This window comes from Micromonospora sp. NPDC023814, from assembly GCF_040639595.1.
In the GTDB taxonomy this organism is placed as follows: domain Bacteria; phylum Actinomycetota; class Actinomycetes; order Mycobacteriales; family Micromonosporaceae; genus Micromonospora.
Map to the genome: position 1 here is coordinate 1 of NZ_JBFAAF010000006.1, position 22,383 is coordinate 22,383.

Consider the following 22,383-nt stretch of genomic DNA (forward strand, 5'->3'; position numbering starts at 1 on the left):
GCCCCGCCCCCGTGGCGCGGCGGCGCCCCGCGCCGGGGGGCCGCGGGGCGCGGGGGGGTGGGCGCCGCGCCCCGGGCCGGGCCGCCCCGCGCCCGCGGCCGGGGCGCGGCACTCCGCCCGCGCGACGCGGGAGCCATACCGGCCACGTGAACGCCGGAGAGGCGTCCGTCACGGGCCGCCGGAGGCGTCCAGGTCGGCGAGGCGGTCGTGCAGCGGCTTGAACAGGGCCGACGGGGCGGCGATCACCAGGTCCGGGCCGGCCGGCAGGCCGCCCAGCCCGGCCACCAGCAGCCCTGCCTCGGTGGCCACGAGGGCCCCGGCGGCCTGGTCCCAGGCGGCCAACCCCTTCTCGTAGTAGGCGTCCACCCGCCCCTCCGCCGCCAGGCAGAGGTCCAGCGCGGCGGCGCCGAGCCGGCGGATGTCGCGGACGTGCGGGATCAGCTCGGCGACCACCCGGGCCTGGTGCGCCCGGCGCGCCGGGTCGTAGCCGAACCCCGTGGCGACCAGCGCCTGGCCGAGGTCGGTCTCGGTGGAGCAGCACAGCCGCTCGCCGTCGCGCCAGGCGCCCCCGCCGACGGTGGCGGTCCACTCCTCGCCGGTGTTGACGTTGCGCACCACCCCGGCCACCACCTCGCCGTCGACCTCGGCGGCGAGCGAGACCGCGCAGTGCGGGATCCCGTACAGGTAGTTGACCGTGCCGTCGATGGGGTCGATGATCCAGCGCACCCCGCCGGGGCCGGTCGGGCCGGTCTCCCCCGCCCCGTACTCCTCGCCGAGCACGGCGTCACCCGGGCGCAGCCGGCGCAGCGCGTCGACCACCTGCCGCTCGACCGCCCGGTCGGCGGCGGTCACCACGTCGGTGACCGTGCTCTTGGTCGCGGCCACCGAGACGCCCTCGACCCGCATCCGGTACGCGGTCGCCGCCGCCTCGCGGGCCACCTCGATCGCGATCTCCAGCAGCTCCGCAGGCGCCGAGCAGTCCATCGTTCGTCCCCTTCCCGCACGGCCGGGGTGTTCCGGGTCACGCGCGGTACCATCCTTACAAAGTCCACATCTACGTCGAATCGGCGGTCCCCGCCGCCGGTCCACCGTGCGGCGACGGGTGATCGCCGCAGACGGCGTTACAATTCACCCCTGCCCACGCTGCGACGGACCGCCAACGACCGGCCGGCCCGGGACACGGGGGTCCTTCAACCACATCGCCCGGCAAGGTGCACCGCTCTGCGTCGGACGACCCGGCCGTGCTCGCTTCGCCTCCGGAAGGTCATTCGTGACAGAACCCCGCCAGACCGGCGCCGACGTTCGCTCGCTCACCGACACCCTGATCGCCCACGCGCAGAGCGCCGGCGGCCAGCTCACGTCGGCCCAGCTCGCGCGCACCGTCGAGTCCGCCGAGGTGACTCCGGCCCAGGCCAAGAAGATCCTGCGGGCGCTCTCCGAGGCGGGAGTGACCGTGGTGGTGGACGGCTCGGCGAGCACCCGCCGCCGCGTCGCCGCCGCCCGCTCGGCCACCCCGGCGTCCCGGGCCACCACCGCCAAGACGACCAAGAAGGCCGCCGCGCCCGCCCCGAAGCAGGCGCCCGCCGCCGACGAGGCCCCCGCGCCCGCCCCGCGCAAGGTCGCCGCCGCCCGCAAGGCCACCGGCACCACCGCCGAGGTGGCCGCCAAGGCCGCGGCGCCCGCGAAGGCCACCAGGTCCACCCGGGCCACCAAGGCCACGGTCGCCGCGGCGGCCGGCGCCAAGCCGGCCAAGGCCGCCGGCAAGGCCAAGGGCGAGGGCGCCGAGGGCGACATCGACCCGGAGGAACTGGCCGCCGAGATCGAGGACGTGGTGGTCGAGGAGCCGGCCGAGCTGACCCAGGCCGCCGAGACCGACGCCGCCAACTCGGCCAGCGACAACGACTTCGAGTGGGACGACGAGGAGTCCGAGGCGCTCAAGCAGGCGCGCCGCGACGCCGAGCTGACCGCCTCGGCCGACTCGGTCCGGGCCTACCTGAAGCAGATCGGCAAGGTCCCGCTGCTCAACGCCGAGCAGGAGGTGGAGCTGGCCAAGCGGATCGAGGCCGGGCTCTACGCCGCCGAGCGGCTGCGCGCGGCCGAGGAGGGCGAGGAGAAGCTCACCCGCGACATGCAGCGGGACCTGCTCTGGATCTCCCGCGACGGCGAGCGCGCCAAGAACCACCTGCTGGAGGCCAACCTCCGGCTGGTCGTCTCGCTGGCCAAGCGCTACACCGGCCGCGGCATGGCCTTCCTCGACCTCATCCAGGAGGGCAACCTCGGCCTCATCCGCGCGGTCGAGAAGTTCGACTACACCAAGGGCTACAAGTTCTCCACCTACGCCACCTGGTGGATCCGGCAGGCGATCACCCGCGCGATGGCCGACCAGGCCCGCACCATCCGCATCCCGGTGCACATGGTCGAGGTGATCAACAAGCTCGGCCGCATCCAGCGCGAGCTGCTCCAGGACCTGGGCCGCGAGCCCACCCCGGAGGAGCTGGCCAAGGAGATGGACATCACACCGGAGAAGGTGCTGGAGATCCAGCAGTACGCCCGGGAGCCCATCTCGCTGGACCAGACGATCGGCGACGAGGGCGACAGCCAGCTCGGCGACTTCATCGAGGACTCCGAGGCCGTGGTCGCGGTCGACGCGGTGTCGTTCTCGCTGCTGCAGGATCAGCTCCAGCAGGTGCTGCAGACGTTGTCCGAGCGTGAGGCGGGTGTGGTACGCCTGCGCTTCGGCCTGACCGACGGCCAGCCGCGCACGCTCGACGAGATCGGCCAGGTCTACGGCGTGACCCGGGAGCGCATCCGGCAGATCGAGTCCAAGACCATGTCCAAGCTGCGCCACCCGTCGCGTTCGCAGGTGCTGCGGGATTACCTGGACTGATCGCCATCGTCAACCGAACGTGTCGTTTTGACCACCTGACGTGCAACGTCGGAAGGTGATCGTTCGGTTGCACGATTGTGATCGTTGACGTGGCACCCTTGGTGCACGGCACACTGTCCCTGCCATGTGTGACCTCGGTCCCCCGCGGGCACACAGGGAAGGCAGCGCCGGGACAGGGTGTTGCACGATAGGTGAGCAACGACCGAAGAGATTGTTCATCGGTGACGACCAGAGGAGGAAGGCGATGACCCCGACCCTCACGCCGCCGCCCGAGACGGTGGCTCCCCCAGCCGCCGATGAACGGTGCGACCGCTGCAATGCTGCCGGCAAGCTCCGGATCACTCTGGCGGGTGGGAGCGAGTTGGTGTTCTGTGGGCACCACGCGAACAAGTACGCGGAGGATCTCGTGAAGATCACCGTGCGGTACGCGACGGACCCGGAGTTCAGCTGGCGTGGCGCCGATCTGATGGCGAACTGAGTCCGCAAACCCACGACATAGCCGGCCGGAGGCCCCCAACGGGGAGCCTCCGGCCGGCTTTTGCGTACCCCCGCACTGTCTGACCCACGGCCGCAGCGGGCCGCGGCGGAACGGAGCGCGCGGCCGGGCCACGGGCTACCCGACGGGTGCGGCGGGGCGCGGAGCGCGCGGCCGGAACCCACGAGCGCCCCGACGGGGCCCAGGGGGCACGGGCGGGCGGAGCCCACAGCCGGCCCACGGGCGGCCTTACGGGGCACAGCGGGCACGGGCGGAGCCGACGGCACACCGCCGGCCCACGGGCGGTCTGACGGGGCACAGCGGGCACGGGCGGACCCGACCGCACACCGCCGGCCCACGGGCGGCCTGACGGGCGCCGGGGGCGCGGACCGGGCGGCGGGTCCACGGGCCACCGCCCGGGCCGTGCGGGGCCGTCCGCCGTCAGAGGGTCTGGACGGTGGCGATCCGCTCCTCGAGCTGCTCGATCGTGGCCTGGGCGCTCGGCGGGCCGCCGCAGAGGCGGCGCAGCTCGGCGTGGATCTTGCCGTGCGGCTGCCCCGTCCGGTGGTGCCGGGCGGCCACCAGAGCGTTGAGCTGCCGACGCAGGGCGACCCGGCGCTGGGCGGCACTCATCGGTGCCGGCGGCGCCGCGGCCGGCTCAGCGGCCGGCTCAGCGGGCCGCGCGGCCCTTCGGCGCTGGGCGGCGAGCTGCTCCTGCTGCCGCTTGGTCAGCAGCATGGCGACCTGGTCGGCGGTCAGCAGCCCGGGCAGGCCCAGGTACTCCTCCTCCTCGGGGGTGCCGGCCTGGGCGGCGGTGCCGAACGAGGCGCCGTCGAAGATCACCTGGTCCAGCTCGGCGGTCGCGGAGAGGGCGGCGAAGCGCTTCTCCAGCTCGCCGCTGGCCTGGTCGTCACGCTGGGCGCGTTCCAGCAGGTCGTCGTCGAAACCCTCGCGGTCCTTCGGCTTGCCGAGCACGTGGTCCCGCTCGGCCTCCATCTCGCTGGCCAGCCCGAGCAGGTGCGGCACGCTGGGCAGGAAGACCGAGGCGGTCTCCCCCTCGCGGCGGGCGCGGACGAACCGGCCGATCGCCTGCGCGAAGTAGAGCGGGGTGCTGGCGCTGGTCGCGTACACCCCGACCGCCAGGCGGGGGATGTCGACGCCCTCGGAGACCATCCGGACCGCCACCAGCCACCGCTGGTCGGACGCCGCGAACGTCGCGATCCGCGCGGAGGCCCCCACGTCGTCGGAGAGCACCACCGCCGCCCGTTCGCCGGTCAGCTGCTCGATGAGCTTGGCGTACGAGCGGGCGGTCTGCTGGTCGCTGGCGATCACCAGCCCGCCGGCGTCGGGCATCCCCGCGTTGCGCAGCACGGTCAGCCGGGCGTCGGCGGCCCGCAGCACCTGCGGCATCCAGTCGCCCGCCGGATCCAGGGCGGTACGCCACGCCTGCGCGACGAGGTCCTGGGTCATCGGCTCGCCGAGCCGCGCCGCCAGCTCCTCCCCGGCGTTGGTGCGCCACCGGGTCTCCCCCGAGTACGCCAGGAAGAGCACCGGGCGGACCACGCCGTCGCGCAGCGCGTCGGAGTAGCCGTACACCGAGTCGGCGCGGGAGCGGAGCAGGCCGTCCCCGCCCCGCTCGTACGTGACGAACGGGATCGGGTTGTCGTCGGAGCGGAACGGGGTGCCGGTGAGCATCAGCCGGCGCTCGGCGCCCTCGAAGGCCGCCTTCACCCCGTCGCCCCAGGAGCGGCTGTCCCCCGCGTGGTGGATCTCGTCGAGGATGACCAGCGTGCGCCGGGTCAGGGTGCGCCGCTTGTGCACCTGGGGTGCCATCCCCACCTGCGCGTACGTCACGACGGCGCCGTGGAAGTCGGCGGCGGAGTGCAGGTCGGCGTTGCGGAAGGCGGCGTCGAGCTGGATGCCGACCCGGGCCGCCGACTGCGCCCACTGGGTCTTCAGGTGCTCGGTCGGGGCCACCACGGTGACCGCCTCGACGGTGCCGTCGGCGAGCAGCTCGGCCGCGATCCGCAGGGCGAAGGTGGTCTTGCCGGCGCCCGGGGTGGCGACGGCGGTGAAGTCGGGGTCGCGCCGGCGCAGGTACTCCACCAGTGCCTTGCGCTGCCACGCGCGCAGTGCCGGAAACGTCTCGATCGCCGGCAACCGGGCCGCCACGCGAAGCTCCTCTCCGACCGCCTGAAACGGGCGGACCCCGGCCGAGGGCCACGGGTGCCGCCGCCCATGAAAACGCCTCCGCGCCGATGGTGCCGCGAAGGCCGACTCAGCATAACCAGCGGGGCCCGCCCGACCCAGCCGACACCACGCGACTCACACCCGCCCCACCCGCGACCCGCCGGCATCGCCTCGGTGACGACCCCGCGATCTTGGCACCTTCGGCCCCCGCTTCGCACCTTGAGCGGCATTTGACCGGGCAGAAAGTGCAAGATCGCGGGCGGAGGCGCGGGGGCGGGGGTTAGGGGTGGGGGCCGGGGGTTTGGGTACGTGGGGGGCGGAGGGGGGCGATCGGGGCCGACCAGCGCCGGCGCAGGGCGACCAGGCGGAACAGGAAGACGAACGCCGCCGCCGCGGTCAGCCAGGCGGCGTTGGCGTGCCCGAGCGCGTCCAGCAGCGCCACGGCGATCGAGCCGGCGAGCGCGGCGACCGCGTAGATCTCGCGCCGCAGCACCACCGGGATCTCGGCGGTGAGCAGGTCCCGCCCGAGGCCGCCGCCGATCGCGGTGAGCATGCCGATCACGCACGCCCCCACCGCCGGCACCTGGGCGTCGAGGGCCTTGACCGTGCCGGTGACGGTGAACAGCCCCAGCCCGGCCGCGTCCAGCACGAGCACGGTGGTGCGCAGCCTGGCGAACTGGGGGTGCAGCCAGAAGACGGCGGCGGCGGTGACGGCGGCCGTGGCGGCGTACCGCCAGTCGGCGAAGGCCAGCGGCGGCACCTCGTCGATCGCCAGATCCCGGAAGATCCCGCCGCCGAGCGCGGCGACGAAGCCGACGAAGACGACGCCGAAGAGGTCGAGCCGTTTGGCCACCGCCGCGGAGGCCCCGGAGGCGGCGAAGACCGCCACCCCCGTGAGGTCGGCGAGGAGCAGGGCGGTGGAGGTGGTCACCGCCGCAGGTTACGTGGGCGGCCGGGACGGCCGCCCTGGTTCACTCGCCGTACGAGTCGTAGATCTCCTTGCACTTCGGGCAGACCGGCGAGCCGGGCTTGGCGGCCTTGGTCACCGGGAAGGTCTCCCCGCAGAGCGCGACGACGAAGGTGCCCATGACGGCACTCTCGGCGATCTTCTCCTTGCGCACGTAGTGGAACATCTCGGGACCGGTGTCGGCGTCCTTCAGCTCCGGACGCTCGAGAACCTGTGTGCTCACTTCTACACCTCCAACCGTCAAGTCTGGCAGGTCACCGTGGCCCGGTCCACTTCAGGCCACCCCCGGCGGAGGCCGTACGGTGGTGACGTGACCGACTTTCACATCCACTACGGCGCCGAGGTGGCCGAGGCGCTGCGCGCCGGACGCCCCGTCGTCGCCCTGGAGAGCACCATCGTCTCGCACGGCCTGCCCCGGCCGGACAACCTCCGGGTGGCCCGGGAGATCGAGCAGGCGGTCCGGGACGCGGGCGCGGTCCCGGCGACCATCGGCATGGTCGGCGGCCGGCTCGTGGCGGGCCTGGACGACGCGGAGCTGACCCGGCTCGCCACCGCCGACGGGGTCGCCAAGCTCTCCGTACGCGATCTCGCCGTGGCGGCGGCCACCGGCGCGGACGGCGCCACGACCGTGGCCGCGACCAGCGCGGTGGCCGCCGCCGCCGGCATCGGGGTGTTCGCCACCGGCGGCCTCGGCGGGGTGCACCGGGAGGCCGCGCAGACCTTCGACGAGTCCGCCGACCTGGTCACCCTGGCCCGGACCCCGATCGCGGTGGTCTGCGCCGGCGTCAAGTCGATCCTCGACGTGGGCGCCACCCTGGAGCGGCTGGAGACCCTCGGCGTCGGCGTGGTCGGCTACCGGACCCGGCGGTTCCCCGGCTTCTTCATCACCGACGGCGGCTTCGACCTGGACTGGTCGCTGGACTCCGCGGAGCAGGTCGCCGACGCGCTGGCCGCCCGGGAGCAGCACGGCGTGCACCACGGCGGCCTGATCGTGGCCAACCCGCTGCCGGCCGACGAGCAGCTCGACCCGGAGCTGCACGACCGGACGCTCGCCGACGGGCTGGCGCTGCTGGAGCGCGACGGGGTGACCGGCAAGGCGGTGACGCCCTACCTGCTCGCCCACTTCCACTCGGCGACCGAGGGGGCGAGCCTGGCGGTGAACGTCCGGATCATCCTGCGCAACGCCGACCTCGCCGCCCGGATCGCGGTCGCCGCGGCCGCCCGTCGCGCCGACGCATGACCGCAGGCCGCGTCCTCGTCGTCGGCGACCTGATCACCGACGTGGTGGCGGTGCTGGACGGGCCGCCGGCCACCGGGTCCGACACGCCGGCGGCCATCCGGTTCAGCGGCGGCGGACAGGCCGCCAACACCGCGGCCTGGCTCGCCGCCCAGGGCGTGCCGGTGACGCTGGTGGGCGCGGTCGGCGACGACGGCCAGGGGCGGGAGCGGGTGGCCGAGCTGGAGCGGGCCGGGGTCGACTGCGCGGTGACGCGGCACCCGGAGCACGCCACCGGCACGGTGATCGTGCTGGCCACCGCCGGGGAACGGACGATGATCACCGAACGGGGCGCGAACCTGCGGCTGGCCCCGGCGGACGTCGACGCGGCGCTGGCCGCCGCGCCGGACGCGCGGCACCTGCACCTGTCCGCGTACACCCTGCTGGACGCCGGGTCCCGCCCGGCCGGGCTCCGCGCGCTGGCCGCCGCCCGCGAGCGCGGGCTCACCACCAGCGTCGACGCGGCCTCCGCGGCGCCGCTGCGGCGGGTCGGCGCGGCGGCCTTCCTGTCCTGGGTACGCGGGGTCGACCTGCTCCTGGTCAACGCCGACGAGGCGACGGTGCTGGCCGGCGGGCTCGACCCGGCGGCGCAGGGGCGGGTGCTGTCGGCCTCCGCCCGGCGGATCGTCGTCAAGCAGGGCGCGGCGGGGGCGGTCTGGGTGGACCGGGACGCCACGGTCGCCATGGCGCCGGCCCGCCGGGTGGCGGTGGTGGACGTCACCGGGGCCGGGGACGCCTTCGCGGCCGGGCTGCTGGCCGCCTGGCTCGCCGGCGCGGGCCCGAAGGTGGCGCTGCGCCGCGCGGGCGACCTCGGCGCCCTGGCGGTCTCGCAGGTCGGCGCCCGCCCCACCCCCTGACCCGAACCCCGAACCCCGCCCCCACTCGCCCCACTCGCCCCTCAGACGCGGCGATCTTGCAGTTGCTGCCCCGCATTTGCCCCTTCTAGCGGCTTTTGTCTGGGCAGGAACTGCAAGATCGTGGAGGGAGTGGGCGGGCGGGGCGGGGAGCGGGTCGGTCAGGGCTCGGCGTCGATCACCTTGTGCGGCCGCTCCTCGGCGGTCAGGCTCATCGGCGGGGTCTCGTCGCGGTGCCGCGGCTGGAACCGGGACGCCAGCCGGTGCTGCTCCTTCGGCGGCCGGTCGTTCGCCAGCAGCACCGCCAGCCAGGGGATGAGCACCATGCCGAGGGCCACCAGCGGCAGCCAGAGCCAGAGCAGCGGGGCCTGCACGCCGACCAGGACGGCACCGACGATCACGCATGCCACCCGGATCCCCATCATCAGCACGTAGCGCCGCTGACGGCTGGTGAGCTGGTCGTCCTGGCTGCGCGAGGCGTCGGTGATCAGGATCGGCTGGTACGCCTGACGCTTCACCACGGACCTCCTCGAGGGGGTTACGCCTCATCCTGTCACCTCGAACGCGTGATCAGCGAAAATCGGCAGAGCCGGGTTCGTGTTACATCCGTGGTACGCTCGCGCCGTGGGCAGCAGGTTCAGCTTCACCGACGAGGCGTTGGCCAACCTGAGGGTCTACGACGTCACGCCCGGGGAAGTCTGGGAGGCGCTGCACAGCACCCGCCGGGTGATCCGTCACCTGGGCGACGACGTGATGGTCGTCTACGCCACCGCCCGCCGGGGGCGCCGGCTGGCCGTGCTGCTCGCCGAGGCCGACGGCACCGACAACGACTGGGACATCCTCTCCGCCCGCGAGCTCAGCGACGCCGAGGCGAAGCGCTACGACGAGGCCGTGCGGAGATCTCGCCGATGAGGAGGCGGTGACGATGAACCGTAACGACGCGACCAAGCAGTTCCACAGCGGCGGTGACCGGCTCGCGGAGCTGATCGACGAGAGCCAGCCGGTGGAGCTGCCCACCCCCGACACCGACACCCCCATGGTCAGCCGCTCGGTGCGCCTGCCCCTAGAGACGTACGAGCGGGTCCGCGCGGCCGCCGACGCCCGCGGCATCGGGGTCACCACCCTGATGCGGCAGTGGATCGAGGCCGGCCTGGCCGACCTGGACGACTCGGCGACGGTCTCCCTCGCCGACGTCCGGCGGGCGCTGGCCGCCCTGTCCCGCCCGACCGCCGCCTGACGTCGCGGCGCACCGAGGCACACCCACGACCGCCTGACGGCACCGCACCGAGGCACACCCACGACCGCCGCCTGGCCCCGGCCCGCACGGGGCCGCCCTGGACTCCCGTCCACCGGCCTCGCCGCGCAGCGGCGTCAGCCCTGGGCGGCCTTCGCCTTCGCCGCCGCCTTCATCTGCTGCTTGTAGTCACGCACCTGGCGCAGCGATTCCGTGTCGACGACATCCGCCACCGACCGGTGGGCGTCCGGGTCGCCGTACCCGCCGGCCGCCTCCCGCCAGCCCTCGGGCGTGACCCCGAACCGCTTGCCGAGCAGGGCGAGGAAGATCTGCGCCTTCTGCCTGCCGAAGCCGGGCAGCTCGGCGATACGGCGGAACAGTTCCCGGCCGTCGGCGACGTCGGACCAGAGCCGGGCGGCGTCGCCGTCGTACCGGTCGACGAGGACCCGGCACACCTCCTGCACCCGGGCCGCCATCGCCTTCGGGAACCGGTGCAGCGCCGGCGGCTGGGCGAACAGGGCCACCAGGGCCTCGGGGTCGTGGTCGGCGATCTCCCGGGCGTCCAGGTCCCGTCCGAGGCGCTGGGTCAGCACGTACGGCGAGGAGAAGGCCTTCTCCATCGTCACCTGTTGGTCGAGGACCATCCCCAGCAGCAGGGCCAGCGGGCTGCGCTCCAGCAGCCGGTTGGCCTCGGGGTCGATGGGCAGCGCGAGCGTCATGGGACCATCCTGCCCAATGGCGGAGGCCGGGCGGAGGGGCCGCGCCGATCCGCCCGCGCCTTCCCCGCCGGCAGCCACCGGCACCGGGCAGGGCGTCGCCGCCCGGCCCCGGGGGGTGTGCTCTTCCGGCGCCCCTACGCGGGTGACCGCCGGGTGCCGGGCCGGACGAGCCCGAGGTCGTAGGCACGGATCGTCGCCTGCACCCGGTCCCGCGCACCCAGCTTGCCCAGCAGGGCGTTGACGTGCGCCTTCACCGTGCCGGTCGCGACGCCCAACTGCGCGCCGATCTCCGCGTTGGTCAGCCCGGCCGCCAGCCGGACGAAGACCTCACGCTCCCGTGCGGTGAGCGCGGCCAGCTCGGCGGGCTCCGCCGGCGGGGTGAGTGCCCCGGTGGCGAAGGCGTCGATCAGCCGGCGGGTGACGGTGGGTGCGAGCAGCCCGTCGCCGGCGGCCACCACCCGGATCGCGTGCAGCAGGTCGACCGGTTGGGCGTCCTTGAGCAGGAAGCCCGAGGCACCCACCCGCAGCGCCTCGAACACGTGGGCGTCCAGGTCGAAGGTGGTCAGCACCAGCACCCGGGGGCCGGCCGGGTCGGCGGTCAGCCGGGCGGTGGCGGTGAGGCCGTCCATCCCCGGCATCCGGATGTCCATCAACACCACGTCCGGTCGGCTCCGGGCGGCCTGGTCGAGCGCGTCGGCGCCGTCGGCGGCCTCCCCGACCACCGTCAGGTCCGGTTCGGCGTCGACGATCGCCGCGAACCCGGCCCGGACCACCGGCTGGTCGTCCACCACCAGCACCTTGATCATCGCGCCTCCTCCGGCACTCGATCCCCCCGCTGCCCGGGCCGGGCGGCGGCCACGGGGACCAGCGGCAGCGGCAGCCGCGCCCGCAGCTCGCCACGGCGCAGCGCGAGCCGGCCGCCGAGCGCGTCGACCCGGGCCCGCAGCCCGGCGACGACCAGCGGGTCCGACGCGGTGGGCAGGCCCGTGACCGACACCCGCAGCTCACCGCCGGCCAGCCGCAGCACCACCCGGGCCGGCCCGACGCCCGCGTCCAACGCGGCCTCCACCAGCCGGTACGCCGACACGTCCACGTCGGTCGGCAGGGCCGGCACGGTCGCCGGCGCGTCCAGCAGGACGTCGCGGCCGTGCGCCTGCCGCGACGCGCAGAGCCCGCCCACGTCGGCGAGGGTCGGTTGCGGACCGTGCGGCGTCGGCCGCTCGTCGGCGCGCAGGTCGTCCAGCAGGCCGCGCATCGCGGCCAACGTGGCCCGTGCCTCGACCAGGATCTCGGCGAGCCGGCCCTGGTCGGCGACGACCACCAGGCGACCGGCCCGGTCCAGCACCGCCGAACGGAGTCCGGCACCGACCCGTTCCCGCTCGGCCCGGGCCGCCGCCAAGGACCGGGCGGTCGCCGCGGCCAGGGCGTCGTCCTCCCGGCTGAGCACCCGCCGCCACCGGCCCCGGACCAGCGCGCCGCCGCCCCAGGTCAGCAGCATCGGCGCCAGCAGCAGCCCGGCGACGAACACGGTCATGAAGACGGTGACGGGAACGTGCACGGGCTCCCCGGCGACCGAGCCGTCCGCCGCCGCCGTACCGACCAGGCCCACGGCGAGCACCGTGGCCGCCACCGGCGCGGCCAGCCACGTCGGGCCGGCCCGTCGGGCGTACGCGGCCACCGCCCAGACGGCGGCCAGGTCGGCGAAGCCGGCGGTCAGCAGCACGAACTCCGCACCCCGGGGCAGCCCGACCAGCAGCGCGGTGACCGGCCAGAGCAGCGCGGTCCCGGCGACGCCCGCGAACGTGGCCCACGGTCGGCGGCACCGCCACGCCAGCGGCGCGGCGTGCGCCACGGAGAGCAGCAGGAGCTGGAGCAGGACGGTCGGGTCGCGCAGCCCCGCCAGGTCGGCGTCGGTCTCCACCGAGACGAGGGCCGCGGCCACCGGAAGCACCAGCGCGTTGCCGACCAGCGCGGCGGTCACCAGGGACCGGCCGTTCTCCGACCGGACCGGCGACGGCAGGCCGCCGGGATCCGCCCCGGCCGGCAGGTTGCCGGGATCCGCCCCGACGGGCAGCCGTGCCTCGACCCGCCAGCCGTCGCCGTCCGGGCCGGCTCGCAGGGTGCCGCCCAGGGCGGCGACGCGCTCCCGCAGGCCGCTGATCCCCCGCCCGGCGCCCAGCGTGAAGGCGGCCGTCGGCCCCGGTACGCCGGTGTCGGCGACCGTGACCGTGACGGTCCCGGCGTCGACCGCGACCCGGACCGAGACGTCGGCTCCGGCGGCGTGCCGCACGACGTTGGTCAGGGACTCCCGGACGACGGCGTGGACGACCCCGGCCAGGGCGGCCGGCGGTTCCGGACCGGCCCGGTCCAGGCGCACCGGCTGGCCGAGCCGGTGGAAGCCCGCGACCAGGTCGTCGAGCCGCCGCCGCAGCGGCCGCTGCGCCTCGGTGTCGTCGCTGATCACCGCGACCAGGCGGCGCAGCGCGACCAGGGTCTCCCGCCCCGTACGCGCCGCGAACTCCACCGCCTCCGCGGCCAGCTCCGGACGCCGGGCCGCGAGGCGCTCGGCCGCTCCCACCGTCACCACGATGGAGGTGAGGTGGTGGGCGCTGACGTCGTGCAGCTCCCGGGCGAGCCGATGGCGTTCGGTCTCCGCCGCCTGACGGGCCTCCGCCTCGACGGCGACGAGCCGGCCGGCCACCGCCGCCCGCCCGGTCATCCAGTGCCGGCGGCTGCGCCCGAGACCCGCAGCCAGCAGGTAGCCGAGCACGGCGACGACGACCTCCCCCAGGTAGGACGCGGCGGTGTCGAAGCGAGGGAGGTTGACCGACGCCACCCACAGGGCGCTGACGGCCAGCGCCACGCGCACCACCCGGCCGGGCGCCCGGACGGCCACGGACCAGATGGCGACCAGCTCGGCGAGGCTGAGCACCAGCAGGTCGTCGGGAGAGGCGCCCAGCCGGCCGAGGGTCTGCGCGGCCAGGACCACGGCCAGCGCCGGGAGCGGCCGACGCTGCCGCCAGCCCAGCGCCAGGAGGGTGACCACGGCGGCGACCAGACCCGCCGAGGTCACCGTGATGTCCGGTGCGTCGCCCCGCAGCAGCGGCAGGCCGGGCCAGAGCAGGAGCTGGGCGCCGACCAGCGCCGACGGCAGCAACCAGGTCCGCAGGAGAGTCATGATGAGGGCAACCCTACGGAGGCCCGCCGACCGGTCACGTCGCCCGCGGGCACGAGGTGGCCTATACCCCAGGGTGGTGCCGAATTCGGTCCGCACGTCGACCCGCCGGCCCGTCGGCGGCGGCAGGCTTGCACCCATGATCAGTAGTACTCCCCCGGGTGCCCCGTACCACCGGCTGGCCCGGACCGGCCGGCAGCGATGGTGGCGGTCGCTCGTCGGCGTCCTCGCCCTGCTCGGCGGCGCGCTGCTCGTCGGCTGCGCGCTCTTCGGCGTCGCCGCCGTCGTGGCCGAGGTCACCGGTACGCCGACGGACGCCGACGGGCTGCCCGTCTTCGGCCCCGTCGTGGACACCGCCCTGCTGGTGCTGTCGGTGGCGGTGGCCCTGCCGTTGACGATGGCCGTCGCCCGCTGGGTGGAACGCCGGCCGGCCGGCGGCCTCTCCTCCGTGCTCGGCCGGGTCCGGTGGCGCTGGCTGGGCAGCTGCCTGCTGACGGCCGCCCCGGCGATCACGGTCATGCTGGTCGGCACCCACCTGCTCCTGCGGGCCACCGGGGACGAGATGGTCCTCCTCGGCCCGCTCGACGCCTGGGTCGGCTGGCCCGCTTTCGTCGCCGGCCTGCTGATGGTCGTCGCGCTGGTCCCGTTCCAGGCCGCCGCCGAGGAGTACCTGTTCCGCGGCTGGCTGCTCCAGGCCTTCGGGACGTGGCTGCGCTCGCCCTGGCCGGGGATGGTGGTGCAGGCGGTGCTCTTCGCCGCGGCGCACGGCTGGGGCACCGTCTGGGGCTTCGCCGACCTGGTCGTGATGGGTCTGCTCTGCGGTTGGCTCACGGTGCGCACCGGCGGCCTGGAGGCGGCCGTCGCGTTGCACGTGGTCAACAACGTGAGCGCGTTCGGTCTGGCCGCGGCGTTCGGCGGGCTGGCCGTGGACGAGACGATGGCCGACGCGCCGTGGCAGCTGGTGCTGGTCGACGTGCTCGTGCTGCTGGCGTACACCTGGCTGGTGGCACGGGCCGCCGACCGGCGCGCGCTGGCGACGGTGGCGCCGGGCGCCGGATCCCCCGACCGTCCGGGCACCGGATCTCCTGACTATCCGGACGGCGGATCTCCCGGCCGACGGGGCGGTGGATCCAGCGGCCGACCGGGCGGCGACTTGGGGACCGACGGCGGACCGGCCTGTCCGGGCGGGCGGTCCGCGTGGCCGGTGGGGGTCGGTTGACGGCGACGGCCGGCGGCCGGGCGAGCCGGCGCCGGGGTCGGTCATGCCACGGGTGGGGACGTGGCTGCCGAGGTGACCGGACGCCGGGGACGGCGACCGGCCGATCTCCCGGGTGGTCGAACGCCGGCGCACGGCGCCAGGCAGGATGACGGCGTGGACGGACACGACATGTTGCTCTCCCCCGCCGGCGTCGAGGCGCTGCGGACCGCGCTGACCAGGGCCGGCTTCACCTCGAACGGCATCGCCACCCGACTCGGCCCGCAGGCCACCGGCGGGGTGGCCCGCAACGACTTCCGGGCCGCGCTGCGCGCCACCGAGGACCGCGACCCGCTCGGCACGCTGATCCGGGTGTTCGTCTGCGAGCAGACCGAGCCGGAGGCCGCGGTGGCCGCCGCGCTCGCGCCGTTGTCGCTGGACGAGGCGCTCGCCGGGGGCCTGGTCGAGCGGCACGGCGACGGGCTGCGGATGGGCCTGGATCTGGAGCCGTACGGGGACGACTGGTGGGTGCTGGCCGACGTGCCCGCGAGCGCCCGCCCGGGCCGCCCGTTGCACGCCCACCACGTCCTCGGCATCGGCGGGGCGACCCAGACGCTGATCGGCGCGACCGTCCGCCGGCCGGTGGAGACCGCGCTGGACCTGGGCACCGGCTCCGGCGTGCAGGCGCTGCACCTGGCCACCCACGCCCGGCGGGTGACCGCCACCGACGTCTCGGAGCGGGCGCTGCGCTTCGCCGCCACCACCGCCGCGCTCAACGGCCAGGACTGGGAGCTGCTCCGCGGCGACCTGGTCGCCCCCGTCACCGGGCGCCGCTTCGACCTGGTGGTGAGCAACCCGCCGTTCGTGGTCGGGCCGGGCACCACCACGCACGTCTACCGCGACTCCGGCCGGGTCGGCGACGCGATCGGCGCGGAGCTGGCCGCCGCCGCGCCCGGTCTGCTCACCGAGGGCGGCACCATGCAGTACCTGGCCAACTGGGTGCACGTCGCGGGCGAGGACTGGGCCGAGCGGGTGACCGGCTGGTTCGCCGGCACCGGGCTGGACGCCTGGGTCGTCCAGCGCGAGGTGGCGGACCCGATGGCGTACGTCAACCTGTGGCTCACCGATGTCGGCGAGGCCGCCGACCCGCAGCGGATGGCGGACTGGCTGGACTGGTTCGACGCGCACAAGGTGGAGGCGGTCGGCTTCGGCATCGTCTCGCTGCGCCGCTCCGGCCACGACGCCCCGGTGATCCGGGTGGAGGACCTGCGGCAGCGGGTGGAGGCGCCGCTGGGCGACCGGATCGGCGCCTGGTTCGACCGCCAGGACTGGCTGCGCGCCCACGACGCCGACGGGCTGCTCGCCGCGCGCTACCGGGCGGCTGACGGCCTCCAGCTCCGGCAGGAGGCCACGATGGGCGACGAGGGCTGGGCGGTGGACCGGCAGGTGCTGGCCATGCCGCACGGGCTGCGCTGGACGGAGGAGATCGACCCCCTGGTGCTCGCCCTGGTAGGCGGGGCCGACGGGCGGCTGCCGCTGCGCGACCAGCTCGCCCTGCTCGCGGCCGCGCACGACGTCGCCCCCGAGGAGCTGGCCGAGGCCGCCGGCCCGATCGTGGCGCACCTCGTCGAGCGTGGCTTCATCGAGCCGGTGTCCGGCTGATGCGGGCCGTGGTGCAGACCGTCGGCCGGGCGGGCGTGACGGTCGACGGCGAGGTGGTCGGCGCGATCGACGACGGGCTGCTGGTGCTGCTCGGGGTGACCCACTCCGACACCGTCGAGACCGCCCGCACGATGGCCCGCAAGGTGCACGAGCTGCGCATCCTCGACGACGAGCGGTCCGCCGCCGACACCGGCGCGCCGATCCTGGTGGTCAGCCAGTTCACCCTCTACGGCGACGCCCGCAAGGGGCGCCGTCCGAGCTGGACGGCGGCGGCCCCGGCAGAGGTGGCGGAGCCGCTGGTGACGGCGGTCGTGGAGGCGCTGCGTGCCCGGGGCGCGAAGGTCGAGACCGGCCGATTCCGCGCCCACATGCTGGTCGAGAGCGTCAACGTCGGACCGCGTACGGTCCTGCTCGACCTGTAGCCCCTGCCCTGTCCGCCGACCATGAGGTGGGCGGCGGCGTCGGTCTCCTCCGACGCCGCCGACCTCGTGATCCACCCGTCGTCGCGCCGGCCCGGACGGGTGGGCGGATCAGAAGAAGAGCCCGCGGCGCTGGAGCGACTGGCGGATCCAGGCGTCGAGCTGGGCCGTCCAGTCGGTGCGCTCGGCGGTGGCGTGGTCGATGGTGAAGCGGCCGAAGGCGTCCCGGCCCTCGGTGAACAGGCCGCCGCGCTTGTCGAGCTCCAGCACCACCTGGATCTGCTGCGGGTCGGTGACGAAGGTGACCTCGAGCTGGTTGATCGCGCCGGCGTACTGCGGGGCGGGGTGGAACTCGATCTCCTGGTAGAAGGGCAGGCTCTGCCGCACGCCGTAGATGTGGCCGCGCTCCACGTCGGCCCGGGCGAACCGGAAGCCCAGCCGCAGGAACGCCTCCAGGATCCGCTGCTGGGACGGCAGCGGGTGCACCGCCACCGCGTCCAGGTCGCCCTTGTCGACCGCGCGAGCCACCTCCAGCTCCGTACGCAGCCCCATCGTCATCCCGTGCAGGTGCTGCCCGTACAGCTCGGTGAGCGGCGTCTCCCACGGCACGGCGAAGCGGAACGGGATGTCGTGGCGCTGGCCGGGCTCCAGCCGGAACGCGCCGGTCGCCGCCTGCCGGTGGAACTCCTGCGTGGTCTCGTAGTCGTTGTCGCCGCTCTCCACCTCGACCCGGGTGACCAGGCCCAGGGACACGTAGGAGATGTCGACGGGGTGCTCGCCGCCGGCCACGTGGACGACGCCCTCCAACTGGCCGCCGGGGCGGCAGTTCGGGTTCGCCAGGACCGTTTCCACCGACGGGCCACCCACGCCCATCGCCTGCATGAGCCGCTTGAAGACCACGACACCCTCCAAAACCTGTTCCGGTGCGCCGACGTCGCCGGCGGCGCCGGCCCCACTGGCCGACCGCTGGCACGGTAACCGCACCTGACAAGGAACGCTGGGCGACAACACGCGCACCGTGTGCAGGACCCGGACCGGATTCGTGTCGGGTCCCCGATCGCCTCACTCCCGTTTCACGCCCCGCCCGCCAAGCTGTGTGTCACACCGGCACCACTGGGCCGGAACGAGCGGCACAGACGTGGACACGGGGAGAAGACGAGATGGCCCTGCAGATGATGGAGCACCGGATGCGCCCGGCCGGCACCACCGAGGCCGACCACGCCACCGACACCCTGACCGACCTCGACGCCACGGACGAGCGCGGCGTCTCCACGGACCTGGTCCGGGCATACCTGAACGGGATCGGGCGGACGAAGCTGCTGACCGCCGCGCAGGAGGTCGACCTGGCCAAGCGGATCGAGGCCGGGCTGTTCGCCGAGGAGAAGCTGGCGACCTGCACCCCGGTCTCCGCCGAGCTGCGGGCCGACCTGGAGCTGATCGTCGCGCAGGGCCGGGCGGCGAAGGACCACCTGCTGGAGGCGAATCTCCGCCTGGTGGTCAGCATCGCCAAGCGCTACACCGGTCGCGGCATGGCGTTCCTCGACCTGATCCAGGAGGGCAACCTCGGCCTGATCCGCGCGGTCGAGAAGTTCGACTACGCCAAGGGCTACAAGTTCTCCACCTATGCCACCTGGTGGATCCGGCAGGCGATCACCCGCGCGATGGCCGACCAGGCCCGCACCATCCGCATCCCGGTGCACATGGTCGAGCAGGTCAACCGCATGGTCCGGGCCCGCCGCGAGCTGTCCGTCTCGCTGGGCCGCGAGCCCACCGTCGCCGAGGTCGCCCGGGCCATGGACATCCCGGAGTTCCAGGTGATCGAGCTGATCTCGTACGACCGGGAGCCGGTGAGCCTGGACCAGGCGGTCGGCGAGGACGGCGAGAGCGCGCTCGGTGACTTCGTGGCCGCGGTGGACCCGAGCGCCGAGCCGGGCGACGTCGCCGCGCAGGGCGAGCTGCGCAACGAGGTGAGCATCGTGCTGGCCACCCTCTCCCAGCGGGAGCAGGCGGTGATCCGGCTGCGGTTCGGTCTCGACGACGGCCGGCAGCGCACGCTCGACGAGGTCGGCCGGGAGTTCGGCCTGTCCCGGGAGCGGATCCGGCAGATCGAGAAGGTGACCCTGCTGAAGCTGCGCGACCCGGAGCGGGCGCAGCGCCTGGAGGCGTACGCCTGCTGACGTTCCCTGAGCCACGCGAGGCCCCGGCGGTTCGCCGGGGCCTCGCGTGCGTCCGGGCCGTGGTCCTTGACGCGGGCCGCCGGGCGGGCTAACAACATGTGTGAACTGGACCCTGGAAGTGGTGGTCGTACCGGTCTCCGACGTGGACCGGGCCAAGGCGTTCTACGCCGACCAGCTCGGCTTCGTCGTGGACCACGACACGGTGGTCAGCGCCGACGCCCGGATCGTGCAGCTCACCCCGCCCGGCTCGGGCTGCTCGATCGTCATCGGCACCGGGGTGCTGCCGGACATGCCGCCGGGCTCGCTGAAGGGCCTCCAACTGGTCGTGCCCGATCTGCCCAGGGCCCGGGCCCAGCTGGTCGAGCGCGGCGTGGCGGTGAGCGAGATCCAGGTGGTGGGCGAGAACCCACGCCCCGTGCCGGACCCGCTGGACAACGTCGGCTTCGTCTTCTTCACCGACCCGGACGGCAACGCCTGGGCGGTGCAGCAGATCTCCTCCCGGGCGTGAGTGCTCGGCCTCCCGCCGGTTAGGAAGGGCCCCTTCCTCTACCGCAGACGTTAGGAAGGTGCCCTTCCTTACAGGCGGCGGGGGCCGGTGTCGGGGCGGGCGACGGCGGAGCCGATGCGTACGGTGGCGTGCAGCACCGAGATGCCGTCGGGGCGGGCGAGCACCGGGTTCAGGGTGAGCGCGCGCACCCGGGGCTGCTCGTCGGCGAGCCGGCCGACGCGCAGCAGCAGGTCGGCCAGGGCCGCCCGGTCCACCGGCGCCGCGCCCCGGTGCCCGCGCAGCAGCGGCGCCGCCCGTGGCTCGTCGACCAGCTCGGCCGCGTCCAGGTCGGTCAGCGGCACCGCGCGCCAGGCCCGGTCGCCGAGCAGCTCGGTGGCGACGCCGCCCAGCCCGAAGCCGACCACCGGGCCGAACGCCGGGTCCTCGACCAGCTCGACCACGCAGGCCACGCCGGGCGGCACCATCGGCTGCACCAGGACGTCCGCGCCGAAGACCGCCGACATCTCCGCGTACGCGCGGTGGACCGTGGCGGCGTCGGGCAGGTCGAGCCGGACCGCGCCGAGGTCGAGCCGGTGCCGCAGGCCCGGGGCGGCGGCCTTGAGGGCCACCGGGAACCCGAGCCGGGTCGCCGCGTCGACGGCCTCCCCGGCGGAACGCACCGGCGCCGACTCGACCACGTCGATCCCGTACGCGGCGAGCAGCCCCACCGGGTCGAGGGCCTCGGGCCGCAGGGCCGCGTGCGCCGCCGCCCGGTCGACCCGGGGCAGCTCCGGCAGCAGGCCGGCCGGGCGGCGCAGCCAGTCGGCGTACGTGGCGACCCGGGCGAGGGCGCGGACGGCCTCCTCCACGCTCGGGTACGCGGGCACCCCGGCCGGCGCCCGGCCGACCAGGAACGTCGCCACGGTCGGCTTGCCGGCGGCGAGCGCGGCCGGCAGGGCGGCGGTGAAGTCCGCCTCGGTGTCGGTGAGCTGGCCGGGCAGCGGCGGGGCGAAGACCACCACCAGCGCGTCCACGCCCTCGTCGGCGGCGGTGTCGGCGAGCGCGGCGGCGAACTCGGCCGCGCCGGCACCGGGCCCGACGTCGCGGGGGTAGCCGCGGGCGACGGTGAGCCCCTGCGCGGCGCAGGCGGTGGCCACGAGCCCGGTCAGCGCCGAGGAGTTGCCGACCACCCCGACCCGCGGCCCGGCGGGCAGCGGCTGGTTGGCCAACAGCACCCCGACGTCGAGCAGCTCGGCGACGGTGTCCACCCGGATCACCCCGGAGTGCGCGAACAGCGCCCCCACGGCCACCTCGTCCGGCCCGGCGGAGTCCCCCACGCCCGGCGGGCGGGCCGGCGAGGCGAGCGCCACGACCGGCTTGTCCCGGCCGATCCGGCGGGCCAGCCGGGCGAACTTGCGCGGGTTGCCGAACGTCTCCAGGTACAACATGATCACGTCGGTGCCGGGGTCGTCCTGCCAGTACTGGAGCAGGTCGTTGCCGGAGACGTCGGCCCGGTTGCCGGCCGAGACGAAGCTGGACAGGCCCAGCCCGCGCCGGTCCGCCTCGGCCAGCAGCGCCACCCCGAACGCGCCGGACTGGCTGAAGATGCCCACCCGGCCGGGCACCGGCAGCCGCGGGGCGAGGGTGGCGTTGAGGCGTACGGTCGGGTCGGTGTTGGCCACCCCCAGGCAGTTCGGGCCGACGACGCGCATGCCGGCCGCGTGCGCCGCGCGGACCAGCGCGCGCTGCGCGGCCGCGCCGTCCGGGCCGGCCTCGGCGAAGCCCGCGGAGATCACCACCAGGGCGTGCGCGCCCGCGGCGGCGGCGTCGTCGACCGCCTCCCGCGCCGTCTCCGGCGGCACCGCCACCACGGCCAGGTCGACCGGCACGCCCGCGTCGGCCGCCGACGGGTACGCGGGCAGCCCGGCGACCGCCGCCGCGCTCGGGTGCACCGGCACCACCGAGCCGGTGTAGCCGCCGTCGCGCAGGTGCCCGAGCACCGCCGCGCCGACGCCCTGCCCGGTGGCGCTGGCACCGTAGACGGCGACGCCGCGTGGGGCGAGCAGCCGGGCGACGGAGCGGGCCTCGGTGCGGTGCTCGCGGCCGCGCTGCACCTCGAGCGTGGCGTCGGTGGGCGCGATCGGGAAGGTCAGGTGCACCACGCCGTCGGCGAACTGGCGCTGGAGCTGGTAGCCGAAGTCGGAGAAGACCCGCAGCATCGCGCCGTTGGCCGGAAGCACCTCGGCCACGAAGTTCGCGATGCCGGTCCGGCGGGCCGCGTCGGCCAGGTGCTCCAGCAGCACCGAGCCGATGCCCCGACCCTGGTAGGCGTCCTCGACCACGAACGCCACCTCGGCCTCGGGCGCGTCGGGGCCGAGCCGCTCGTAGCGGCCGACGGCGACGATCCGGTCGCCGGCCAGCACCACGAACGCCTCCCGGTCGCGGTGGTCGACGTTGACGAAGCGGTGCAGGTCCCGCTCGGGGATGCGCGGGTACGGCGAGAAGTACCGCAGGTAGCGGGTGCGCTCGGAGAAGCGCGAGTGCATCGCCACGATCCCCGGCCCGTCCGACGGGCGGATCGGTCGCAACTGGACGGTGGTGCCGTCGCTGAGCAGCACGTCCACCGGTTGGTCCACCGTGGTCACCTGTTCGGCCCTCCCCGGCCG

General features: G+C 75.1%; 21 protein-coding genes. 11 read left to right on the top strand and 10 right to left on the bottom strand.

The features are described 5' to 3' along the window. Window positions 1-168: 168 nt before the first annotated feature. On the bottom strand, window positions 169-984 hold the full coding sequence (locus AB0G14_RS04515) for an inositol monophosphatase family protein (protein ID WP_357693663.1): 816 nt from the start codon (window positions 982-984) through the stop codon (window positions 169-171). 286 nt (window positions 985-1,270) lie between these two features. Between AB0G14_RS04515 and AB0G14_RS04520 the strand changes: the two genes are divergently transcribed. Further along, the gene (locus tag AB0G14_RS04520; protein ID WP_357693665.1) at window positions 1,271-2,887 is read left to right on the top strand and encodes an RNA polymerase sigma factor; all 1,617 of its coding nucleotides are present in this window, start codon (window positions 1,271-1,273) and stop codon (window positions 2,885-2,887) included. Between the two features lie 244 nt (window positions 2,888-3,131). Further along, window positions 3,132-3,365, top strand: a complete 234-nt coding sequence (locus AB0G14_RS04525) for a hypothetical protein (protein ID WP_036374862.1) — start codon at window positions 3,132-3,134, stop codon at window positions 3,363-3,365. Window positions 3,366-3,803: 438 nt separating this feature from the next. Here the strand turns inward: AB0G14_RS04525 and AB0G14_RS04530 are convergent, their stop codons facing one another. The 3 genes from AB0G14_RS04530 to AB0G14_RS04540 form a co-directional block, all read right to left on the bottom strand. Next, complete coding sequence (locus AB0G14_RS04530) at window positions 3,804-5,534, bottom strand: DEAD/DEAH box helicase (RefSeq protein ID WP_357693667.1); 1,731 nt, start codon at window positions 5,532-5,534, stop codon at window positions 3,804-3,806. Window positions 5,535-5,832: 298 nt separating this feature from the next. Further along, a complete protein-coding gene (locus tag AB0G14_RS04535) occupies window positions 5,833-6,483 on the bottom strand; it encodes a trimeric intracellular cation channel family protein (RefSeq protein ID WP_357693670.1) in 651 nt (216 codons plus the stop codon). Window positions 6,484-6,523: 40 nt separating this feature from the next. Further along, entirely contained in the window at window positions 6,524-6,742 is a 219-nt protein-coding gene (locus AB0G14_RS04540; RefSeq protein ID WP_357107566.1) for a DUF3039 domain-containing protein, read from the bottom strand. Window positions 6,743-6,829: 87 nt separating this feature from the next. Between AB0G14_RS04540 and AB0G14_RS04545 the strand changes: the two genes are divergently transcribed. Continuing rightward, window positions 6,830-7,759, top strand: coding sequence for a pseudouridine-5'-phosphate glycosidase (locus AB0G14_RS04545; RefSeq protein ID WP_350710977.1), 930 nt, complete (start codon window positions 6,830-6,832; stop codon window positions 7,757-7,759). Next, the gene (locus AB0G14_RS04550; RefSeq protein WP_357693672.1) at window positions 7,756-8,652 is read left to right on the top strand and encodes a carbohydrate kinase family protein; all 897 of its coding nucleotides are present in this window, start codon (window positions 7,756-7,758) and stop codon (window positions 8,650-8,652) included. The genes AB0G14_RS04545 and AB0G14_RS04550 overlap by 4 nt, the downstream gene beginning before the upstream one ends. A 158-nt stretch (window positions 8,653-8,810) precedes the next feature. On the opposite strand, the gene AB0G14_RS04555 is transcribed toward AB0G14_RS04550, so the two are convergent. Beyond that, entirely contained in the window at window positions 8,811-9,167 is a 357-nt protein-coding gene (locus tag AB0G14_RS04555; protein ID WP_350711071.1) for a DUF3099 domain-containing protein, read from the bottom strand. Between the two features lie 106 nt (window positions 9,168-9,273). Here AB0G14_RS04555 and AB0G14_RS04560 point away from each other — a divergent pair, with 106 nt between their 5' ends. Together AB0G14_RS04560 and AB0G14_RS04565 are read left to right on the top strand one after the other, a co-directional pair. Continuing rightward, window positions 9,274-9,561: a hypothetical protein gene (locus AB0G14_RS04560; protein WP_357693674.1), complete on the top strand. Its 288-nt coding sequence runs from the start codon at window positions 9,274-9,276 to the stop codon at window positions 9,559-9,561. Window positions 9,562-9,574: 13 nt separating this feature from the next. Beyond that, window positions 9,575-9,886 (top strand): hypothetical protein, encoded by a 312-nt coding sequence (locus AB0G14_RS04565; RefSeq protein WP_350681320.1) that lies wholly within the window; start codon window positions 9,575-9,577, stop codon window positions 9,884-9,886. A gap of 134 nt (window positions 9,887-10,020) precedes the next feature. Here AB0G14_RS04565 and AB0G14_RS04570 read toward each other — a convergent pair whose 3' ends face one another. From AB0G14_RS04570 to AB0G14_RS04580, 3 genes are all read right to left on the bottom strand, one after another. After that, window positions 10,021-10,602 carry an HhH-GPD-type base excision DNA repair protein gene (locus AB0G14_RS04570; RefSeq protein ID WP_357693676.1) on the bottom strand — a complete coding sequence of 194 codons (582 nt, stop codon included), beginning with the start codon at window positions 10,600-10,602 and terminating at the stop codon, window positions 10,021-10,023. A 134-nt stretch (window positions 10,603-10,736) separates the two neighbouring features. After that, window positions 10,737-11,408, bottom strand: coding sequence for a response regulator transcription factor (locus AB0G14_RS04575; protein ID WP_357693678.1), 672 nt, complete (start codon window positions 11,406-11,408; stop codon window positions 10,737-10,739). Further along, window positions 11,405-13,780: a histidine kinase gene (locus tag AB0G14_RS04580; protein WP_357693680.1), complete on the bottom strand. Its 2,376-nt coding sequence runs from the start codon at window positions 13,778-13,780 to the stop codon at window positions 11,405-11,407. Before AB0G14_RS04580 ends, AB0G14_RS04575 begins: the two co-directional genes overlap by 4 nt. A gap of 136 nt (window positions 13,781-13,916) precedes the next feature. On the opposite strand from AB0G14_RS04580, the gene AB0G14_RS04585 reads away from it, so the two are divergent. The 3 genes from AB0G14_RS04585 (at window position 13,917) to dtd (ending at window position 17,056) form a co-directional block, all read left to right on the top strand. Continuing rightward, the gene (locus tag AB0G14_RS04585) at window positions 13,917-14,996 is read left to right on the top strand and encodes a type II CAAX endopeptidase family protein (RefSeq protein ID WP_357693682.1); all 1,080 of its coding nucleotides are present in this window, start codon (window positions 13,917-13,919) and stop codon (window positions 14,994-14,996) included. A 153-nt stretch (window positions 14,997-15,149) separates the two neighbouring features. Beyond that, entirely contained in the window at window positions 15,150-16,634 is a 1,485-nt protein-coding gene (locus AB0G14_RS04590) for a methyltransferase (RefSeq protein ID WP_357693684.1), read from the top strand. Continuing rightward, window positions 16,634-17,056, top strand: coding sequence for a D-aminoacyl-tRNA deacylase (gene dtd, locus AB0G14_RS04595; protein WP_357693686.1), 423 nt, complete (start codon window positions 16,634-16,636; stop codon window positions 17,054-17,056). Before AB0G14_RS04590 ends, dtd begins: the two co-directional genes overlap by 1 nt. Before the next feature lie 108 nt (window positions 17,057-17,164). Here dtd and AB0G14_RS04600 read toward each other — a convergent pair whose 3' ends face one another. After that, on the bottom strand, window positions 17,165-17,953 hold the full coding sequence (locus AB0G14_RS04600) for a sporulation protein (RefSeq protein WP_357693688.1): 789 nt from the start codon (window positions 17,951-17,953) through the stop codon (window positions 17,165-17,167). 287 nt (window positions 17,954-18,240) lie between these two features. On the opposite strand from AB0G14_RS04600, the gene sigB reads away from it, so the two are divergent. Both sigB and AB0G14_RS04610 read left to right on the top strand, forming a co-directional pair. After that, the gene (gene sigB, locus AB0G14_RS04605) at window positions 18,241-19,230 is read left to right on the top strand and encodes an RNA polymerase sigma factor SigB (protein WP_357693932.1); all 990 of its coding nucleotides are present in this window, start codon (window positions 18,241-18,243) and stop codon (window positions 19,228-19,230) included. A gap of 100 nt (window positions 19,231-19,330) precedes the next feature. Then, window positions 19,331-19,738, top strand: coding sequence for a VOC family protein (locus AB0G14_RS04610; RefSeq protein ID WP_357693690.1), 408 nt, complete (start codon window positions 19,331-19,333; stop codon window positions 19,736-19,738). A gap of 68 nt (window positions 19,739-19,806) precedes the next feature. Here AB0G14_RS04610 and AB0G14_RS04615 read toward each other — a convergent pair whose 3' ends face one another. Next, the gene (locus tag AB0G14_RS04615) at window positions 19,807-22,362 is read right to left on the bottom strand and encodes a GNAT family N-acetyltransferase (protein WP_357693692.1); all 2,556 of its coding nucleotides are present in this window, start codon (window positions 22,360-22,362) and stop codon (window positions 19,807-19,809) included. Window positions 22,363-22,383 lie beyond the last annotated feature (21 nt).